The 18,068-nt window shown below is 73.0% G+C and carries 13 protein-coding genes and 2 pseudogenes; 5 read left to right on the top strand and 10 right to left on the bottom strand.

The annotated features are described in order from the left end of the window. Positions 1-17: 17 nt before the first annotated feature. The 8 genes from ACFP1K_RS04300 to fbaA all read right to left on the bottom strand — a co-directional run bounded on the left by ACFP1K_RS04300 (position 18) and on the right by fbaA (position 10,556). Positions 18-944: a glycerophosphodiester phosphodiesterase family protein gene (locus tag ACFP1K_RS04300; RefSeq protein ID WP_380747140.1), complete on the bottom strand. Its 927-nt coding sequence runs from the start codon at positions 942-944 to the stop codon at positions 18-20. Positions 945-1,001: 57 nt separating this feature from the next. Beyond that, the gene (locus tag ACFP1K_RS04305; protein ID WP_380747141.1) at positions 1,002-2,285 is read right to left on the bottom strand and encodes an adenylosuccinate synthase; all 1,284 of its coding nucleotides are present in this window, start codon (positions 2,283-2,285) and stop codon (positions 1,002-1,004) included. A gap of 103 nt (positions 2,286-2,388) precedes the next feature. Next, positions 2,389-2,808: a DUF3151 domain-containing protein gene (locus ACFP1K_RS04310; protein ID WP_380747142.1), complete on the bottom strand. Its 420-nt coding sequence runs from the start codon at positions 2,806-2,808 to the stop codon at positions 2,389-2,391. 90 nt (positions 2,809-2,898) lie between these two features. Further along, positions 2,899-4,521 carry a glycosyltransferase family 2 protein gene (locus ACFP1K_RS04315; RefSeq protein ID WP_380747143.1) on the bottom strand — a complete coding sequence of 541 codons (1,623 nt, stop codon included), beginning with the start codon at positions 4,519-4,521 and terminating at the stop codon, positions 2,899-2,901. A 17-nt stretch (positions 4,522-4,538) separates the two neighbouring features. Then, positions 4,539-6,464: a glycosyltransferase gene (locus ACFP1K_RS04320; RefSeq protein WP_380747144.1), complete on the bottom strand. Its 1,926-nt coding sequence runs from the start codon at positions 6,462-6,464 to the stop codon at positions 4,539-4,541. Next, a complete protein-coding gene (locus ACFP1K_RS04325) occupies positions 6,461-7,666 on the bottom strand; it encodes a class I SAM-dependent methyltransferase (protein WP_380747145.1) in 1,206 nt (401 codons plus the stop codon). The genes ACFP1K_RS04320 and ACFP1K_RS04325 overlap by 4 nt, the downstream gene beginning before the upstream one ends. A gap of 57 nt (positions 7,667-7,723) precedes the next feature. After that, positions 7,724-9,304, bottom strand: a complete 1,581-nt coding sequence (locus ACFP1K_RS04330) for an asparagine synthase-related protein (RefSeq protein WP_380747146.1) — start codon at positions 9,302-9,304, stop codon at positions 7,724-7,726. Between the two features lie 232 nt (positions 9,305-9,536). Then, on the bottom strand, positions 9,537-10,556 hold the full coding sequence (fbaA, locus tag ACFP1K_RS04335) for a class II fructose-bisphosphate aldolase (RefSeq protein WP_380747147.1): 1,020 nt from the start codon (positions 10,554-10,556) through the stop codon (positions 9,537-9,539). Positions 10,557-10,784: 228 nt separating this feature from the next. On the opposite strand from fbaA, the gene ACFP1K_RS04340 reads away from it, so the two are divergent. Both ACFP1K_RS04340 and ACFP1K_RS04345 read left to right on the top strand, forming a co-directional pair. Next, positions 10,785-11,492: a DedA family protein gene (locus ACFP1K_RS04340; protein ID WP_380747148.1), complete on the top strand. Its 708-nt coding sequence runs from the start codon at positions 10,785-10,787 to the stop codon at positions 11,490-11,492. Positions 11,493-11,621: 129 nt separating this feature from the next. Next, positions 11,622-12,077, top strand: a complete 456-nt coding sequence (locus ACFP1K_RS04345) for a RodZ domain-containing protein (protein WP_380747149.1) — start codon at positions 11,622-11,624, stop codon at positions 12,075-12,077. Between the two features lie 60 nt (positions 12,078-12,137). On the opposite strand, the gene pyrE is transcribed toward ACFP1K_RS04345, so the two are convergent. Then, positions 12,138-12,674: an orotate phosphoribosyltransferase gene (gene pyrE / locus ACFP1K_RS04350; protein WP_380747150.1), complete on the bottom strand. Its 537-nt coding sequence runs from the start codon at positions 12,672-12,674 to the stop codon at positions 12,138-12,140. 287 nt (positions 12,675-12,961) lie between these two features. Between pyrE and ACFP1K_RS04355 the strand changes: the two are divergent. Then, positions 12,962-13,342, top strand: a pseudogene (locus ACFP1K_RS04355) (NYN domain-containing protein); the annotation flags it as partial. Positions 13,343-15,373: 2,031 nt separating this feature from the next. Here ACFP1K_RS04355 and ACFP1K_RS04360 read toward each other — a convergent pair. Then, positions 15,374-15,589, bottom strand: a complete 216-nt coding sequence (locus tag ACFP1K_RS04360; RefSeq protein WP_380747311.1) for a hypothetical protein — start codon at positions 15,587-15,589, stop codon at positions 15,374-15,376. A 441-nt stretch (positions 15,590-16,030) separates the two neighbouring features. Between ACFP1K_RS04360 and ACFP1K_RS41375 the strand changes: the two are divergent. Next, positions 16,031-16,228, top strand: a pseudogene (locus ACFP1K_RS41375) (NYN domain-containing protein); the annotation flags it as partial. A gap of 91 nt (positions 16,229-16,319) precedes the next feature. Then, positions 16,320-18,062: a RelA/SpoT family protein gene (locus ACFP1K_RS04370; protein ID WP_380747151.1), complete on the top strand. Its 1,743-nt coding sequence runs from the start codon at positions 16,320-16,322 to the stop codon at positions 18,060-18,062. The last annotated feature ends 6 nt before the right edge of the window (positions 18,063-18,068 follow it).

The raw sequence follows: 18,068 nt of genomic DNA on the forward strand, positions 1-18,068 counted from the left end.
TCCGTTCGATAACGAAGTCAGGTGGGGACGGCGGCGCGTTTCGGCACGGTGAGCGGTTCCGGCAGGGGAAGGCCGCGCGCCGCCCACAGGGTGCGCATCCGGTCGGGGTAGTCGGTGACGATGCCCGCGACGCCGAGCCCGATCATCCGGGACGCCTCCTCGGGGTCGTTGACGGTCCACACCACGGTCGCCAGCCCGGCCTTCCGCGCCTGGTCCATCAGGTCGGAGTCGACCAGCACGCGGTCCGGGGACAGGGTGGTGGCCCCGATGGACGCGGCCGCCGCCGCCACGTCCCCGCCGAAGTCCGTCACGTGGTCCAGGCCGAGCCACTCGGGCCGCAGCGTCGCCTTCTCGACCAGGGCGTACCGCGCGGCGACCAGGTCGCGCGCGGCGTGCAGCACCCGCCAGTCGAAGCTGAGCAGGGCGGTGCCGCCGAGGCGTCCGTGCCGGTCCAGCTCGGCCACGACCAGCTCGGTGAGCTCCCTGGGATCGGCGGACTCGCCGGGCCGCGTGGGGTCGCACTTCAGCTCGACGTTCAGCCGCACCCCGTCGGCGTCGTAGGCCGCCAGCAGGCCGAGCACCGCCCCGAGGGTCGGCATGCGGGCGCCCGCGACCGGCGTCTGGGTGCGCGCGTAAGGATCGTCCGGCCTCCTCGGGTGCCGGGCACCCACGTCGAGCGTGCGCAGCTGCGTCAGCGTGAGCGAGCGGATGGGCTTGCCGACGTAGGGGTACGCGGGGTCGCCCGGCGTGGCGGGCCCGGTGTCCTGGCTGGTCACCGCCGACACGGTGAGGTCGTGCGTCAGCACGATCTGCCGGTCGGCGGTCAGCGCGACATCGAGCTCGATCACATGGACACCGAGCTCCAGTGTGTAGGCCATACCGGGAAGGGTGTTCTCCGGGCGCAGGCCCCGTGCCCCCCGGTGGCCGTGAATCTCAACCTGCACAACGGCGCACTCTATCGGTCACCCGTACCGGCCCCGTCCAGGCGGGGCCGTGGGGGGTCAGATGAGCGGGCGCAGCGAGAGGGTCTGGTCCCGGCCGGGGCCGACGCCGATGGCGGAGATGGGCGCTCCGCTCATCTCCTCCAGGGCGCGCACGTAGTCCTGCGCGTTCTTCGGAAGGTCCTCGAACGTCTTGGCGCCGGTGATGTCCTCTTCCCAGCCGGGCAGCTCCTCGTAGATCGGCTTGGCGTGGTGGAACTCGGTCTGCGTCATCGGGATCTCGTCGTGGCGGGTGCCGTCCACGTCGTAGGCCACGCAGACCGGGATGCGCTCCAGGCCGGTCAGCACGTCGAGCTTGGTGAGGAAGAAGTCGGTCAGGCCGTTGATCCGGGTGGCGTACCTGGCGATGATCGCGTCGTACCAGCCGCAGCGGCGGTCGCGGCCGGTCGTGGTGCCGTACTCGCCGCCGGTGCGGCGCAGCCACTCGCCCATGTCGTCGGTCAGCTCGGTGGGGAACGGACCGGAGCCGACGCGGGTGGTGTACGCCTTCACGATGCCGATCACGCGGGTCAGGCGGGTCGGCGGGATGCCCGAACCCGCGCACGCGCCGCCCGAGGTGGGCGAGGAGGAGGTCACGAAGGGGTAGGTGCCGTGGTCGATGTCGAGGAGCGTGCCCTGGCCGCCCTCCAGCAGCACGACCTTGTGCTCGTCCAGTGCCTTGCTGAGGATCAGCGAGGTGTCGGCGATGAACGGCTTCAGCCGCTCGGCGTAGGCGAGGTACTCCTCGAGGACCTTGCCGTGGTCGATGCCCCGGCGGTTGTAGACCTTGGTCAGCACCTGGTTCTTCTCGCCCAGCGCGACCTCGATCTTCTTGCTGAGGATGCCGGGGTCCAGCAGGTCCTGCACCCGCACGCCCATCCGCGCGATCTTGTCGCCGTACGCCGGGCCGATGCCGCGCCCGGTGGTGCCGATGCGGGCCTTGCCGAGGTAGCGCTCGGTGACCTTGTCCAGCGCCTTGTGGTGGGGCATGATCAGGTGCGCGCTGGCGGAGATCAGCAGGCGGTCGCACGTGATGCCGCGCTTCTTCAGCCCGTCGATCTCCGACAGGAGCACCCCGGGGTCGATCACCACGCCGTTGCCGATGATCGGCACCACGTCCGGCGACAGCACCCCCGTGGGTAGCAGATGCAGGGCGTACTTCTGGTCGCCGATGACTACGGTGTGGCCGGCGTTGTTGCCGCCCTGGTAGCGGACGACGTAGTCGACCTCGCCGCCCAGAAGGTCGGTGGCCTTACCTTTGCCCTCATCGCCCCACTGGGCGCCTACGAGAACGACAGCCGGCATGGTTTGTACTCCCGCGCACAAATACGAAACCCCTGGCGCAAGTGCGACAGGGGCTCTTGCGTAGTGAGACTACCCGAGCAGGCCGATGTCACCCAAGCGCGACTTACTGACTCGCGAGGGCTTTCGCCGCGGCGGGGCTGCTCTCCCGGAGGAACTGGGCGCATCGTTCGGCCTCGTCCTTCTCGCCGATCGCCTGCGCGGCCCGGGACAGGGCGTGCAGGCAGCGCAGGAAGCCCTGGTTGGGGCCGTGCTCCCAGGGGATCGGCCCGTGCCCCTTCCATCCCGCACGGCGCAGTTGATCGAGCCCACGGTGGTAACCGGTGCGGGCGAAGGCGTAGGACGTGACGGCGTGACCTGCGGCGAACGCCTCGTCGGCCAGGGCGGCCCAGGCCGCGGAGTACGCCGGGAAACGGGCGGCGGTGTCGCTGGCCTTGGCGCCGGACTCCAGGGACTCCCGGGCCTCCGGGGTGTCCGGAAGATGGACGGGCGGTGGGCCGGACATAAGGTTCTCGTGCGGTTCCATGAGCACAGTCTTACCTGTGTTCCGGACGTCTGGTCATACCACCTTCTGCGATGCGCGGGAAAACCGGAAAAAATCTTGGCCGGGCCGCGATCAGCGCCCCGAGGTGCGGAACCACCGGCCCCTGGGACGGGGGATCACCCGCTCCGCGGGAGCGGGGGCGCCGCCGTCGCCGCGGGCGGCGAGGGTTTCGGTCAGCCGGGCGTTCTCCTCGCGCAGCCGGGTGAGCTCCCTGGTGAGAGCCGGGTCGTCGGTCCTGCCGCGCTTGGCGGGCTCGGCCATGGCGGCGGGCAGGAACCCCAGCGACGCGCCGTCCATCCAGTGCGTGCCCGACACGTCGTGCACGGCCACGTCCAGCGGCTCGCCCGGCTCGCGGACCAGGGCGGCGCGGGCGAAGGCGCCGGTGTGCTCCAGGCGCGCGGCGAGCACCGCGTCCTCCCCCTCGTCCAGGGCGACCGACACCAGGCCGTGGCCGTGCTTGGAGGCGTGCTCCACCAGGCGCCGCAGCGTCTCGGCGCCGGGCACCCACCCCGGCGGGCAGGTCAGCCGGTACGGCACCGGCGCGGCCGTGGCGGGCACGCTGGTGACGAATCTCACTCTCGGCTCGCCCCGGTACAGGCCGCGCAGCAGCAGCAGGTCCAGGTGGGTGCTGTCCAGCGGGTTGCGCCGGTCCTCCCGGGCGGCGTCCCACGGGCCGGCGAGGGTGACCACCACGTCGTTCAGCGTCCCGGCCAGCACGCCGTCGGCGGTCGCGCGCACGTCCTCGTAGGACGCCCCGGCGGCCTCCACGACGACCTCGGCGTACGGCACCTGCCACTGGCGGCGCGGATGGGTGCGCTGCCATCGCATGTACGGGACGAGGCCGGGCACGTAGGCGTGGTTGTACCGGCGGATCCTGTCCTTGTCGCGCATCATCATGGACAGCCCGAGGTGGCGGCTGCGGGCCCCGGGGGCGAGCACGAACGCCGCCCCCGCCTGGGCCAGCCGATACCCGAGCTCGGTGTCCTCGCCGAGCACCAGGCTCGTGTCCAGGGGGCCCGCCTCGCGCAGCAGCCGCGCGTTGACCGACGCCGCGTTGGTCACGTGCACCCGGTACGCCGAGTCCCCGGCCGTGCGCAGGCCGTCGGTGCGTTCGGCCAGGTCCACGATCCAGGCGTGCGGCTCGCTGCGCTCCTCGTCGAAGAGCTTGTCCGCCGCGCCCGCGGACACCGCCGCGTGGACCTCCCGCGGGGTCGGCGTGCCGGCGCGGTGCTCGACGTAGCGGACGTAGCCCATCACCACCAGGTGGTCGGCGAGGTGGTGCCAGCGCATGTGCTCCTCAACCTCGTCGTGGAAGGTCACCATGTCGGCGTCCAGCCAGTGCACGACGTCCCCGCCCGCGCGGGCCAGCCCGGCGTTGCGGGCGTCGGAACGGCCCCGGGCGCCCGGCTCGGTGGCCAGGAGCACGGTGTTCTCCGGCGCGATCTCCGGCAGGCGCAGCGCCGGCTGCGTGCCGTCGTCCACCACGATCACCTCGGTGAGGTGGGACGGGTAGCTCTGCGCGGCGAGCGCGGCGAGGGTCAGGTCGAGCTTGTCCTGGTGCCCGTAGGCCGCGATCACGACGCTCACCGACAGGCTGGGGCGCCAGGTGCCCGGCTCGGGCGGCGTGAGCACGCCGTAGTCGTTGTGCCTGATCCGGGGCGGTCGCCCCGGCCCGGACGATGTCCCCGTTGACACCGGTCCCCCTCCGACGGTCATTTCCCGGTCTCCATCAACCGGCTGGGTCTGAAGCCCGGCCACTGGTCCCTGGCGCGGGCCAGGAAGTACCCGACCGGCTCCTGCCAGGTGTGCCGCCCGCGCGCGGCGCGGCGGGCGACGAAACCGAGGCCGTGGGTGCGGTAGATGCCGCCGCCCGCGCGCAGCAGGGCCTGGAAGAACTGGACGTCCACCGCGCGGGACACCGGGCGGAAGCCGCCGAGCGCCTCGAACGCCGAGCGGGACACGATGAACGCGCCGCCCGCCACGTGGTCGGACATGGTCTCGCTGGTCCAGTTGCGGCGCACCGTCACGTCGATCTGCTGCAGATAGAAGAACTCCGACGCGACGCCGGTGAGCTCGGCGCCCGAGTACTCCTGGGCGAGCAGCAGGTCGGCGAGGTGGTCGGGCCCGTACCAGTCGTCGTCGTCCCACTTGCTGACGAACGAGCCGCTCGCGCGGGCGGCGGCCTGGTTGAGGACCACGCCGAACGGCGCGTCCTGGCCGGCCTCCACGACGGTGATCGGGCGGTCGAACCGGGCCACCGCGTCGCGGACCTCCGGCGCGGTCGCGGGCACGCCGTGCAGGGCGAGGATCACTTCGAGCCGCACGCCGCGCTGCCGGGCGATCTGGCCGAGGGCGAACGGCACCAGGTCGGCGCGGCGGGTGCACATGACGACCGAGATCGAGTCCCGCGGCGGGACCGGGACGCCCGCCCCCTCGGCGAGGGCGCGCCAGCGGGCCATGGTGCCGTGGGTGCCGAGGGCGGCGCGGCGCAGCCGTACGCTGTGCTCCTCGCGGCGCAGGTCGTCGGAGAGGTCGTCCTCGGTCGCGCCGGTCAGGTGGGCCGTGAGGCCGGGGCCCAGCGCGCGGGCGGCCCAGTCCGGCACCGGGTCGCACAGCAGGGGGACGCCGGCGGCGGCGAGGGTTGTGACGGTGCGGGCGGCGGCGACGGGGCCGCCGTGGGCGTGGCGCCAGCCGATCCGCACGCCGCGCAGGCGGCGGAGCCTGCCGATGTCGGCGTCGGTGACGCCGCCCGAGTCGGGGACGCGGACGAGGGTCCGGTCCTCCAGGCGGATCTCCGTGACGCCGTCGCGCCGTTCCAGGGTGGCGTATCCCCGGGACGGGATCTTGGCGAAGCCTCTGGGGTTGATCGAGCGTTCGTCCACGGGGGGCACGGCCTCAGGGGCGAGCACCGTGTCCCGCAGCACGCCGTACCCGCCGGGGGCTCCGATGCGCGCCCAGGACGGGTCGGCCACGCGGTCCACGACCTGTACCCGTTCGTCGATCCACTCCGTGTCGTCGCCGGTGGCGCGTACGGCCAGGTCGCCGGACGGGACTCCGGCGCGGTCGGGGGCGGGGCCCCGGGTGTCGCTGAAGCGCGCGTTGGGGTCGCCGGGGCGCCAGGCGGCGAGGCCCGGTCCGGCGAGGCCGGCGGTGGGGAGGGCGTAGGCGCCGAGCGGGTGGGCGCCGAAGCCGCGGGCCACCGCGGCGGCGACCTCCCCGGCCGGGCGGGGGTGCGAGAAACGGGTCCTGACCCGCCAGCCGCTCTTGCCGTGCCTGGACACCGCGAGGTCGCGCAGGAACTTGCGGCCGAGCCCCGGCGACAGGCGCACGCCCGGGGCGTCGCACCACTGCGGGCTCTCCAGCACGATCACCGCGATCACCTGGGCGTCGGGGAACGCGTCCCCGAGGGCGACCGCACGGCGCAGATCCGTCGGCGTCCGCGCCACCACGGCGACCGCCGAGGGGTCGGTCATCACCCAGGGGTCCGTGCCCATCTCGTCCACGTCGGCCGCTTCGTAGGCCACGCCGGGGAGCAGTTCGTCGAGGTCGGCGGTCCCGACCCCGGCGGTCGCGATCGCGATCTTCCCGCCCCTGCGCAGCTCGGCGGCCACCTCGGCGGGCACGGGTGTGACGGTCATCCGTGGGTCCGCCGCAGGATGATCGCGCCCTTCTCGGCCTTGTGGCTGGTGGCGGCCAGTTCGGGATACTCCGCGAGCCACCGCTCGGCGATCTCCCGCTCGGCGGGGCGGTCCGCGTCGTCCAGCACGATCCACGCGTCGGACGCGCAGTGCGGCAGCAGCAGGGGCACCGCCGGGTACCGCGCCTCCGGGCCCGTGGCCCCCGGGGGGCCGTCCACGAACACCAGCCCGACCTCAGGCAGATCCTGCACCGCCCGCACGTCGTACCAGGGGAAGGTCTCCCCTCCCCGGTCCGTCCAGGTGGTGAGGGGGGCGTGGCGGACCTCCGCCACGTCCTGGAGGTTGTGGGCGAGGATCAGGTCGCGGGTGGACTGGGCGAAGCGTTCGTCGTGTTCCAGGGCTATCACGTGGCCGCCGCCGAAGCGCTGGGCGGCGTAGGCGAGCCAGATGGTGGAGGCGCCGCTGCCGCATTCGAGGATGGTCTTGGGGCGGGCGGTGGCGATGCGGCCGACGAGGAGGCGGAGGACGTCGGGGGAGGCGGCCCAGCCGCGCAGGGGCGGGAGGGGGGCGCGGGGCTGGAGGAGGGCGCGCAGGTCCACCAGCGCCTCCAGCTGGGTGTAGGTCTGGCGGGCGGTGCCGGTCACGGCCGAGCGGGTGTCGCGGACGGTGCCGGCGAGGTCGGTCAGGCGGTCGGCGAGGTCCTGGACGCCGGTGGCGGTGGCCAGGCGGTCGTGGGCGCGGCGGAGGTCGGCCAGGCCGGTGGTGGTCTCGCGGGTGGCGTCGTTCAGGCGCGTGACGGCCTCGTCGAGGCCGGCCAGGCGGCCGGACTGGGCGGTGAGCTCCATGCGGTCCTCGCCGAGCGCGGCGAGCACGTGCCGCACGCGATCGCGTCCGGCGTCGTCGAGGCGTCCGGCGAGGTCGTCCAGCGTGGTCGCGATCCGGCGGAGGTCCGAGCCGGTCTGGGCGAGCGCGGCCTCCTGGCGCTTGGTGCGCGCGTCGATCCGCAGGGCCTTGCCGTCGGTGCGGCGCACGTTCGCGATGAGCGCCGCCGCGATGGCCAGGGTCACGGCGGAGAGGGCGAGCTGGGTGGCCTGGAGGGGGTCGACCAGTCCGGACGCGGACAGCGGCACCAGCGCGAGCACCGCGAGCCCGGCTGCCGCCGCGCTGGCGGCCAGCAGCAGGCGTGGAGGTGGTGTCCGCATTTTTACCCTTTCTTTGAGTATTTCCGCAGGCAAAGGGCTATTTCACGATACGGGAATTCAGCCAAGAGAGCGCCAATCGATGCGCGATCCATACTCCGCGCGCCACCGCGCGAGCAGCCCGGCCCACTGGAGCACGTACAGCGGCCCCGACCACCGGGCCTGCCGCGCCCGCACTCCGGGGTCGTCCAGCGCGGCCAGCATCCGGGGCCCGAGCAGCTCCCGGACCTCGCCGCACCCGGCGATCTCCCGCGCCAGCGCGGCCAGCGCCGCCGGGCTCGTCGCCCGCCGCGGACCGGGCTCGGGGCGCTCGCCGGGGTCGTTGGTCGAGGGCAGCCCGGCCACCCGGGGCGCGCCGTACTCCAGCATCGCCCGGTAGTAGGCGTGGTCCTCCCGGGCGGCGAGCGGCACGCTCAGCGCCCCGGCGACGATCTCGGGGTCGGCGAACGGCAGCACGACCTCCGCCTCCGGCCCGAGCAGCCAGTTCGGCGAGGCGTAGATCCCCCGGTACCGGGTGAGCAGCCGGGCCAGGATCGGCAGCGCCTGATGGCCCTCCACCGGACGGGTCACCCGGTCGAACGCCGTCATGCTCAGCTCGGCGATGGCCTCGCCGATCCCCGGCGCCCAGATCCCCTCGTGCCTCGGGAAACCCGGCGACAGGGCCCGCCAGGAGATCCGCCGCGCCTCGGCGTGGTCCCCGGCCCGCGCGATGGTGCCGTGGTCGGGACGGCGGCGCAGCAGCGCGTCGCCGAGGCATCCGTCGACCAGCGGCCCGCGCAGCCCGTGCACCGCGCGGGCGTACGGCATGGCCCACCCGTGGTGCAGCGTCTGGTACTGCGTGCGCCGCCAGACGTCCCGGTGCTCCTCCAGCCACGCCTCGGGGCCGGGCGTCACCACCCGGTGCGGCAGGCCGAGCTCCCCGGCGACCCGCCGGGCGTGCTCGACGTCGAGGTCCAGGCCGTCGTCGGTGCTCGTGGTCCACGCCTGGGCCCGCACCCCCCGGCGCACGGCCAGCGCGGCGAGAAGGCGGGAGTCCCAGCCGCCGCTGAGCCCGATGGTGACCGGGGTGGCCCTGCGCGGGATCCGGGCCGCGATGAGCTCGGTCATCTCGCGCGGCGTGGGCGCCTTCCCGGTGTCCAGCCAGGCGGGCTCGAAGCTCTCGCGGCCGGCGGGCCAGGACGGGCGGGCCGGGACCCGCCAGGCGGTGGCCGGTTCCAGGCGCCTGATCTCGGCGAACGGCGTCTCGTCCCCGATCGGGGTCATCAGCACCAGCAGGTTGGCCAGCGCCGACCAGTCGGCGCGCAGCGGCCGGTCGTCCAGGTGGACCAGCGGGTCGACCCGGACCGAGAAGTAGAGGGCGTCCCCGTGCGCCCGGACGTTCAGCTCGTTGATCCCGAGCGCGTCGGTGTGCAGCACCGCGCCGTCGCGGTCGACGACCAGCCCGGCGGCCAGGCGACGCTCGGCGGCGTCGCGCCACGAGGAGGGTTGCGGGGGGCCGCCCGCGGCGGGCCACCACAGGTAGCCGGACCGGGAACCGGCCGACCAGTTCTCCGGCTCGCCCGTGGACCACAGGGCGGCCGTGGGGGAGCGGTGCACCTCGTCCAGGCCCCGCGGCGACGCGGCCAGCAGCCTGTCCGCCACCCGTGCATCCCACTTACCGATGGCACCGCAGACATATGGCCGCGCTCGGTAGGAGATGAACATTTTGATGATGCTAACGAGAAGATTGGGACATGAGTCTGCTTATTACGGCTTTTACGGTCCTTTCTCAGGGAATTCACAAGGAACGGGCGGGTCAACGACCCGCCCGTTCCCGGCGCGTATCAGATGTGCTTCCGGCGCGGGCCGCCGCCCCGCCGGGCACGCTCCGTGATCAGAGCTTGTTGCCCGCCGACAGCAGGTCGTCGCAGGCCTGGGCGATCCGGGCGGCCATGCCCGCCTCGGCCGACTTGCCCCACGCGCGCGGGTCGTAGTCCTTCTTGTTGCCCACGTCGCCGTCGACCTTCAGCACGCCGTCGTACTTGCGGAGCATGTGGTCGGCGACCGGGCGGGTGAAGGCGTACTGCGTGTCGGTGTCGATGTTCATTTTCACCACGCCGTAGGAGATCGCCTCGCGGATCTCGTCCAGCGACGAGCCGGAGCCGCCGTGGAACACCAGGTGGAACGGCTTCTCGGTGCCGTACTGCGCGCCGACCGCGTCCTGGATCTCCTTGAGCACGCTCGGGCGCAGCTTGACGTGGCCCGGCTTGTACACGCCGTGCACGTTGCCGAAGGTCGCCGCCAGCAGGAAACGCCCCTGGTCGCCCACGCCGAGCGCCTCGGCGGTCGCCAGGGCGTCCTCGGGCGTGCTGTACAGCTTCTCGTTCATCTCGCCGACGACGCCGTCCTCCTCGCCGCCGACGACGCCGATCTCGACCTCGAGCACGACGTTGGCCTCGCGGGCCTTCGCCAGCAGGTCACGGGCGATCTCGAGGTTCTCGTCGAGCGGGCACGCCGAGCCGTCCCACATGTGGGACTGGAAGATCGGGTCCTTGCCCTCGGCGACACGCTGCCGGGAGATGTCCAGCAGAGGGTTCACGAACCCGGCGAGCTTGTCCTTCGGGCAGTGGTCGGTGTGCAGGGCGATCTGCACGGGGTACTTGTCGGCGACGGCTCGCGCGTACCCTGCCAGCGCCAGGGCGCCGGTGACCATGTCCTTGACGGTGGGGCCGGAGAGGTATTCGGCGCCACCGGTCGACACCTGGATGATCCCGTCACTCTCGGCCTCCGCGAATCCGCGAAGCGCGGCGTTCAGCGTCTGCGAGGACGTCACGTTGATCGCCGGGTATGCGAAACCATTGGCCTTGGCCCGGTCGAGCATCTCGGCGTAGACCTCTGGGGTCGCGATAGGCATCGGAAGTCATCTCCCTAGACGGATTTCTGATGGCCGCACAGGCCAGTACGTGCACTTACGGGGGCAGGTAGCAAGTATTGCGAAGTAGCGGCGAGTCGGGAAACCACGGACCGGCCTAGGCCGGTGGGCCGCGGCCTCCGGTCACCGCCGGAGGCCGGCGCTCGCTCGATATACCTCGTCGTACCCGTTCGCGCGCGGAACCTGCTCGCCAGGATAGTCTCGTCCGTGATGGACCTCACGAATCTTCTTGATGCCCAGTGGTGGATCGTCACCTTCGGTCTGATCGGCATCCTCACGATCATCTTCGCGGAGACCGGGCTGCTGATCGGTTTCTTCCTGCCCGGTGACTCCCTGCTGGTCGTCGCGGGCATGGGCGCCTCCGCCGCCGTGGCGACCTCTGTGGGCCTCGACGCGCCGTTCCCGCTGCCCGTCCTGCTGATCGGCGCCCCGCTGTGCGCGATCTTCGGGGCCCAGCTCGGCCACTACATCGGCGCCAAGACCGGCCCCCGGCTGTTCTCCCGGCCCGAGTCCCGGCTGTTCAAGCAGGAGTACGTCCACAAGGCCGAGCACTACTTCCAGACCTTCGGCCCCGCCAAGGCCGTGGTGCTCGCGCGGTTCATCCCGATCGTCCGCACGTTCCTCAACCCGGTGGCCGGCATGCTCGGCATGCCCGCGCCGAAGTTCTTCGTGTGGAACATCGTCGGCGGCGTCCTGTGGACCGAGTCGCTGCTGCTCGTGGGCTACTTCGCGGGCAGCGCCATCCCCAACGTCGACCGGTACATCCTGCCCGGCGCCGCCGTGATCATCCTGCTCTCGATCATCCCGATCATCCGCGAGATCATGAAGGGCCGGAAGGCGTCCCGCTCCGGGCAGCTCACCGACCCGCCCGCCGAGCCGCGCGGCCGTCACCACCGGGACTCCGCCTCCCCGCTGTAGGCGGGCCCGTCGCGGCCCCCTGGCCGGTCCTGTCCGCGACAGGCCGGTGAGGCCCCCGTGCGCCGACCCGTCAGACGAATGTGCAGCTGAACGGCCATTCGCCGCCACGAAGCGGCTACCCTCCGATATGTGGGACGCCACAGAACCGACCCCATGGGGCTCGCCCGCCTGTTGCTGACAGGCGTGGCCGTCCTCGTGGTGTTGGCGCTGATCGTGCTCGGCGTGCTGGCACTGATCGGCTCGCTGAACACCGACGGCGGCACGCCGTCCGGCGCCGCCGCGCCGGCTGTCTCCGCCGCGCCCCTGCCCGCGCCCGCCACGTCGGCCGCCGTCCCGGCCGCCTCGACCCCCACCCTGTTCGTGGAGTGCCGCGCCGACAGCTGCCCGCTGTTCGTGCGGGTCAGCGGGGGCGACGTCGTCGAGGACCGCGACCTGAGCCGCGGCCAGCAGGCGGTCTACGACCAGCCCCGCCTCGACGTGGTCCTGGGCGACGCCGCCGCCGTCTACGTTGAGGTGAACGGCAAACCCCGCAAACCCGGCAAACCCGGCGAACGCCAGTCCTTCACGGTCGAACGCCCGAACTGATCGGGAACGGCCCGGGACCGGTGGCGCCGGTCCCCGGACGTCCCGTCAAAGGTGAAACGTTCAGGACAGGCCGAGGTCGGTGAGGGTGTACGCGGTCCGGTAGGGCAGGCCCGTGGCTTCGATGGCGGAGGCGGCGCCGCGGTCCACGATGGTCGCGACGCCGGCGATCTCGGCGCCCGCCTCCCGCAGCGCCTCCACGGCCGTCAGCACCGAGCCGCCCGTGGTCGAGGTGTCCTCCACCGCGAGGACGCGGCGGCCGGCGACGTCCGGGCCCTCGATGCGGCGCTGCAAGCCGTGCGCCTTGCCCTCCTTGCGGACCACGAACGCGTCCAGGCGCCGCCCGCGCGCCGCCGCCGCGTGCAGCATCGCCGTGGCCACCGGGTCCGCGCCGAGCGTCAGGCCGCCCACCGCGTCGTAGCCGAGGTCCTCGGTGAGGTCGAGCATCACGCGGCCCACCAGCGGGGCCGCGACGCCGTCCAGGGTGATCCGGCGCAGGTCCACGTACCAGTCCGCCTCACGCCCGGAGGAGAGGACGACACGGCCGTGTACGACTCCCTTTTTGATGATTTCATCCAGCAGATTCGCGCGGTCGTTCATGAGGCCAGCCTAGAGAACGCCGATGTTCGTGCACGTTGCGGCCACTCCCTTATCACCGCAGGTCGGGATTAAAGAGCAAACTGGTACGGTCTGCGTGGACGTCCCTAGATGTGGCCATGCGCGGGCCGAATCGCCGGGATTCACCCTCGCGCGATCAGAGGCTTCATTACCCTGGGATCGGGCCGGGCTTCGGCTGCCACCGGGCCTGGGCCACGTAGAAAGGGCGGTGTCGCGTGGATCGCTGCGCGCTGTTCGTGGACGCCGGCTACCTGCTGGCCGACGGCGCGATGGCCGTGCATGGGACCCGCCATCGCGAAGCCGTCGCCTGGGACTACCCCGGTCTGCTGCAACTTCTGTCCACATTGTCGCGCGAGCGCACCGACCTCCCGCTGCTGCGGTGCTACTGGTACGAGGCCACGGTCGAGGGCCGGCGCACGCCCGAACACGACGCGCTGGCCGACATCCCCGGTTTAAAACTGCGCCTGGCCCGCATCCGCCCCGGCCGCCGCGAGGGTGTGGACGCCCAGGTCCACCGCGACCTGATGACCCTCGCCCGCAACAACGCCATCTGCGACGCCGTCGTGGTGAGCGGGGACGAGGACCTCGCCCAGGTCGTGAGCGACGCGCAGGACCTCGGCATCCGGGTCACCGTCATCCACATCGCCGCCGAGGGCAGCTGGGCCGTCTCCCGCACCCTCCAGCAGGAGTGCGACGACCTCATCGAGATCAGCGGCGGCCACCTGCGCCCCTACGTCAACCTGGTCACCGGCAACGTGGCGGGCCCCCCCGACGGCGGCAACGGCAACGGCCACGGCCGCCCCGCCTCCGGCCTCTCCACCACCTCCGCCCACGGCCCCGCCCCCCAAGGCGCCCTCGGCCCCGGCCCGCTGGGCGCCGCCTCCCTGGCCCAGGCCTCCGGCGCGCTGTCCCCCACGACCCGCTCCGGCCTGTCCGCGATGACCCCCACCTCCCAGTCCCGCCCCTCCACGCCAGGCCAGCAGGCACAACCCGACCAGCACCCACCCCACCCCGGCGACCACCCCCCCACCGCCTACGGCACCACCGCCTCACCAAGCCCCACTCCCGGAACGGGAGTCCACGCCTCAGGCACCTACGGCCCCGGCACCACCGGCCCAGGCGCATACGGCCAGGGCACGCCCGCCGCCTCGTACGACACGGGCACCGGCCCGTACGGCGCGGACGGCGCAGGCGCGGGCTCGCATGGTCCGGGGGGCTCAGGTTCCGGCTCGCACAGCGCGGGCGGCCAAGGTCCGGGCGCACTTGGTCCAGGCGGTCCAGGTTCAGGCACGCTCGGTTCGAGTGCTCCAGGTTCGGGTTCGCACAGTGCGGGTGGTCCCGGTTCGGGTTCGCATGGCGCGGGTGGTTCGGGTTCGCAGGGTTCGGGTGGTGCGGGGTCGGGTTCGCACGGTTCGGGTGGTGCGGGTTCCGGTTCGCACGGCGCGGGCAACCCAGGATCCGGCGCGCTTGGTTCGGACGGCCCAGGATCCAGCGCGCTTGGTTCGGGCGGCCCAGGCCCCGGCTCGCACGGTTCGGGCGGCTCAGGTTCCGGTTCGCACGGCGCGGGTGGTTCAGGTTCGGGTTCGCATGGCGCGGGGGGCCCAGGATCGAACTCCTACGGTTCAGGTGGTTCGGGTGGCCTAGCCTCCGGCGCGTACGGTTCGGGCGCCGCAGGTACCGGTTCGTATGGTGCGGGCAGCGCGGGTTCCGGTTCGTTTGAGGCGGGTGGTGCGGGTTCCGGATCGTATGGTGCGGGCGGTTCGGGTTCCGGTTCGTTTGACGCGGGTGGCGCGGGTTCCGGATCGTACGGTGCAGGCGGTTCGGGTTCCGGTTCGTACGGTGCGGGCGGCTCAGGTTCCGGCTCGTATGGTGCGGATGGTGCGGGTTCCGGTTCGTACGGTGCGGGCGGTTCGGGTTCCGGCTCGTATGGTGCGGGTGGTTCGGGTTCCGGTTCGTATGGTGCGGATGCCGCAGGCACCGGGGCGTACGGTACCGACGGCGCGGGGTCCGGCGGGTATGGCGCGGACGCCGCGGGCTCTGGCCCGTACGACGCGGGTGGTGCGGGTGCCGGAGGCTCCGGTGGCTATGGCGCGGGCGCCGCGGGCTCGGGTGGGTACGGGCAGAGTGGTCAAGGCGGGCAAGTCGGGACGGGTGTCCAAGGGGTGGCGCCGGATCCGCAGGGCACCCCCGCGCACGGTTCCCCTGGACCGGGGTCCTTCGGACCGGAGGGCCAGGGGCCCGGTTCGCCAGGGCAAGGGGCGTACGGCCTGGGCAGTTCCTTCGGCCGGGGCGCGCAGTCGTCGTCCGATGACGGACCCCTCACTCCGAGCGTGTTCGGGATGGACGGGCAGTCTCCGGGATCGTCCGAGCCGGGCGAACACAGGTCCGGCCAGACCGGACGCGGCACGACGGGAACCGGACTGAGCACGGGCGGTTCCGGGGCCGGTGGCACCGGGAGTGGCCGGCAGGGCGGCGGGGGCCTCAGCAGTGGCTCGCACGGCGCCGGCGGGCCCGGTGCGGGCGGTTCGTACGGCGGGTCCTTCGGCACCGGGTCGCACGGGACGGGACAGGGCGGGCTCAGCTCCACCGGTGGACAACAGCCCGGTAGGGGCCTCAGCAGCGGCGCCCACGGAGACGGCGCGAACGCGACCGGGCCGGGTGGGGCCGGCGCGGGCGGCCATTCAGGCCTGTCGGCAGGGCCTCGCGCGGCGGGCGGGCACCAGTCGTCCGGCCAGGCGGGCGCACACCAGTCGCCGGGCCAGGCAGGCGCACACCAGTCGTCCGGTCAGTTCGGTGCGCATCAGTCGTCCGGCCAGCCGGGCCAGCAGCCCGGACAGGCCGGCGCGCATCAGTCGTCCGGCCAGGCGGGCCAGCAGCCCGGTCAGGCCGGCGGGCACCAGTCACCAGGACAGGCGGGTGGGCATCAGTCCGGCCAGTCCGGCCAGTTCGGCGGGCATCAGCCGGGACAAGGCGGTCAGTCCGGGCAGCCGGGAGCGCACGGCGGCCGGTCCGGTGCGCACGGGACGCCGCAGGACGCGCCTCCCGGGGCGCCGCCGGCCCCCAGGGGGACGACGCAGCCCGCGTTGCCCGCCGCGTACTCGGGCGGGTACAGCACGGACGCCCCGGGCCCGCTCACCGGCCCCATGCCCGCCCCCATCCCGCCGCAGGCCTCCCCGGTGCCCAGCCAGTACTCCGGAGGGCACGCCGGAGGTTCGCCGTACGCGGGATCGCACCTCGGGCCCTACACGGGGCCGCAGCCGGCGCCGGTGCCGTCGCACGGCCCGGGCACCACCACGCTGGCCGACGCCGTGAAAGCCGCACACAAGGAAGGACACGATTTCGGCGAGTCCGTCGCGCGGGACGCCCCCGCGTTGTGGCTGGAGGCCGTGCTGGCCCGCAAGCCCCGGATGCCGTCCGACCTGGAGGCCCGTTTGCTCCAGGGATCGTCCCTGCCGATCGATTTCCTGCTGCACGACGAAGTACGCCACGCACTGCGGCGCGGTTTCTGGGATGCCTTGGAGCGTGCCCGGCGCTAACGTGGGCGTCATGCGCGCGTGCGCGCGCAGTTGCCCGTAGTTTGCTCGAAGTTGCTCGCGATGACTCAGGTACACCGGCGAGGGAGTACCCATGGGTGAGGAGCGGCCTTCCGGGCGGCGCGGCCGGACCCTCCGGGACCCGGTGCCGCGCGCCGCACGGGCGGACGATCAGGTCGACATCGATTCCGTGCTGCGCGCGCACCGCGCGGGATACCCGAAACCCAAGATGGGCCCGGTGCGCCGGGCGTACGACGCGGCCGAGCTGGCGCATCGCGGCCAGGTGCGAAAGTCGGGCGAGCCGTACATCATCCACCCGCTCGCGGTGACGCTGATCCTCGCCGAGCTCGGCATGGACACCGCCACGCTCCAGGCCGCCCTGCTGCACGACACCGTCGAGGACACCTCCTACACCCTGCCCGAGCTGCGCGCCGACTTCGGCGACGAGATCGCGGTGCTGGTCGACGGCGTGACCAAGCTCGACGGCTCCAAGTGGGGCGAGCGCGCCGAGGCCGAGACGTTCCGCAAGATGGTGCTCGCCGCCGCCGCCGACCTGCGGGTCCTGCTCATCAAGCTGGCCGACCGCCTGCACAACCTCCGCACCCTCGGCTTCCAGCCCCCGCACAAACAGCAGCGCATCGCCCGCCAGTCGCAGGAGCTGCTGATCCCGTTCGCCGAGCGCCTCGGCATGTACGAACTCAAGCGCGAGATGGACGACCTGTGCTTCTCGGTGCTCCAGCCCGACGCGCACGACGCCATCAAGTCCGCACTGGACGCCCGCGAGGCCGGTGGCCGCGCCCTGCTCCAGCCCGCCGTGCGGCGCCTGCGCGACGCGCTGAAGGACCAGCGGGTCGCCGGTGAGGTGATGCTGTACCGCCGCCACCTGTGGGCCGTCCACCTGGACGTGGGCGACCGGCTGGACACCCTGCAACCCGCCGACCTGTTCCGGCTGCTGGTGCTGGTGGACGGCGAGGACCGCGACTGCTACATCGCGCTCGGCGCCGTGCACGCCTGCATGAACCCCGTGCCCGGCCGCCTGAAGGACTTCATCTCGCTGCCCCGCTTCAACCTCTACCGCGCGCTGCACACCCGGGTGATCGCCGACGGCCGCAAGGTGATGGACGTCATCATCCGCACGCGCCGCATGCACCGCACGGCCGAGCGGGGCCTCGCCGCGCACATCCACGAGATGGCGCGCGGGCCGGGGGCGGACGTGGCGGGGCGCATCGACCTGGAATGGCTGCGCCGCCTGCTGGCCTGGCAGAACGACGCCACCTCCGCGGACTTCCTGGAGTCCCTGCGCGGCGACCTGCGCCCGGACGGCATCGCCGCGTTCACCACCGAGGGCGAGGTCATCCCGCTGCCGCCCGGCGCGACGTCCATCGACTTCGCCTACGCCCTCGGCCCGGAGATCGGCGACCACGCCATCGGCGCGCTGATCAACGGCAGGCTGGTCCCCCTGCACGCCCGCGTCGACGACGGCGCGGTGGTGCACATCCTCACCGCCGAGACGGCCTCGCCGTCCGCGGACGGGCTGGTGGCCGCCACCACCCCCACCGCCCGGCTGCTGATCCGCCGCCACCTGGCCGCGCAGCGGGCGGACGACGCCGCGGACAAGGGCCGGCGCCTGGTCGCCGAGGCGGTCGCCGCCGAGGGCCTGGAACTGCTGGACCTGGAGTGCCAGGGCGTCTCGGGCAGCGTGGCCGAGCGCCTCGGCCACCGCGAGCTGGACGACCTGTACGCCGCCGTCGCCGCGGGCGTCGTGGACCTCGACACGCTGGTCAAAAGCCTCGTCACGGAGAACTCCCGCTCGTCGGGCTCCGAGGAGGACACCTGACGCGGC

The organism is Sphaerisporangium aureirubrum (assembly GCF_042658925.1).
GTDB lineage: Bacteria > Actinomycetota > Actinomycetes > Streptosporangiales > Streptosporangiaceae > Sphaerisporangium > Sphaerisporangium aureirubrum.

Bases quoted from the DNA above. Each gene is read 5' to 3' on its own strand.
- ACFP1K_RS04305 (WP_380747141.1), bottom strand. From the start codon at position 2,285: ATGCCGGCTGTCGTTCTCGTAGGCGCCCAGTGGGGCGATGAGGGCAAA.
- pyrE (WP_380747150.1), bottom strand. From the start codon at position 12,674: ATGAACGACCGCGCGAATCTGCTGGATGAAATCATCAAAAAGGGAGTC.
- ACFP1K_RS04325 (WP_380747145.1), bottom strand. From the start codon at position 7,666: ATGCGGACACCACCTCCACGCCTGCTGCTGGCCGCCAGCGCGGCGGCA.
- ACFP1K_RS04310 (WP_380747142.1), bottom strand. From the start codon at position 2,808: ATGGAACCGCACGAGAACCTTATGTCCGGCCCACCGCCCGTCCATCTT.
- ACFP1K_RS04340 (WP_380747148.1), top strand. From the start codon at position 10,785: ATGGACCTCACGAATCTTCTTGATGCCCAGTGGTGGATCGTCACCTTC.
- fbaA (WP_380747147.1), bottom strand. From the start codon at position 10,556: ATGCCTATCGCGACCCCAGAGGTCTACGCCGAGATGCTCGACCGGGCC.
- ACFP1K_RS04320 (WP_380747144.1), bottom strand. From the start codon at position 6,464: ATGACCGTCACACCCGTGCCCGCCGAGGTGGCCGCCGAGCTGCGCAGG.
- ACFP1K_RS04370 (WP_380747151.1), top strand. From the start codon at position 16,320: ATGGGTGAGGAGCGGCCTTCCGGGCGGCGCGGCCGGACCCTCCGGGAC.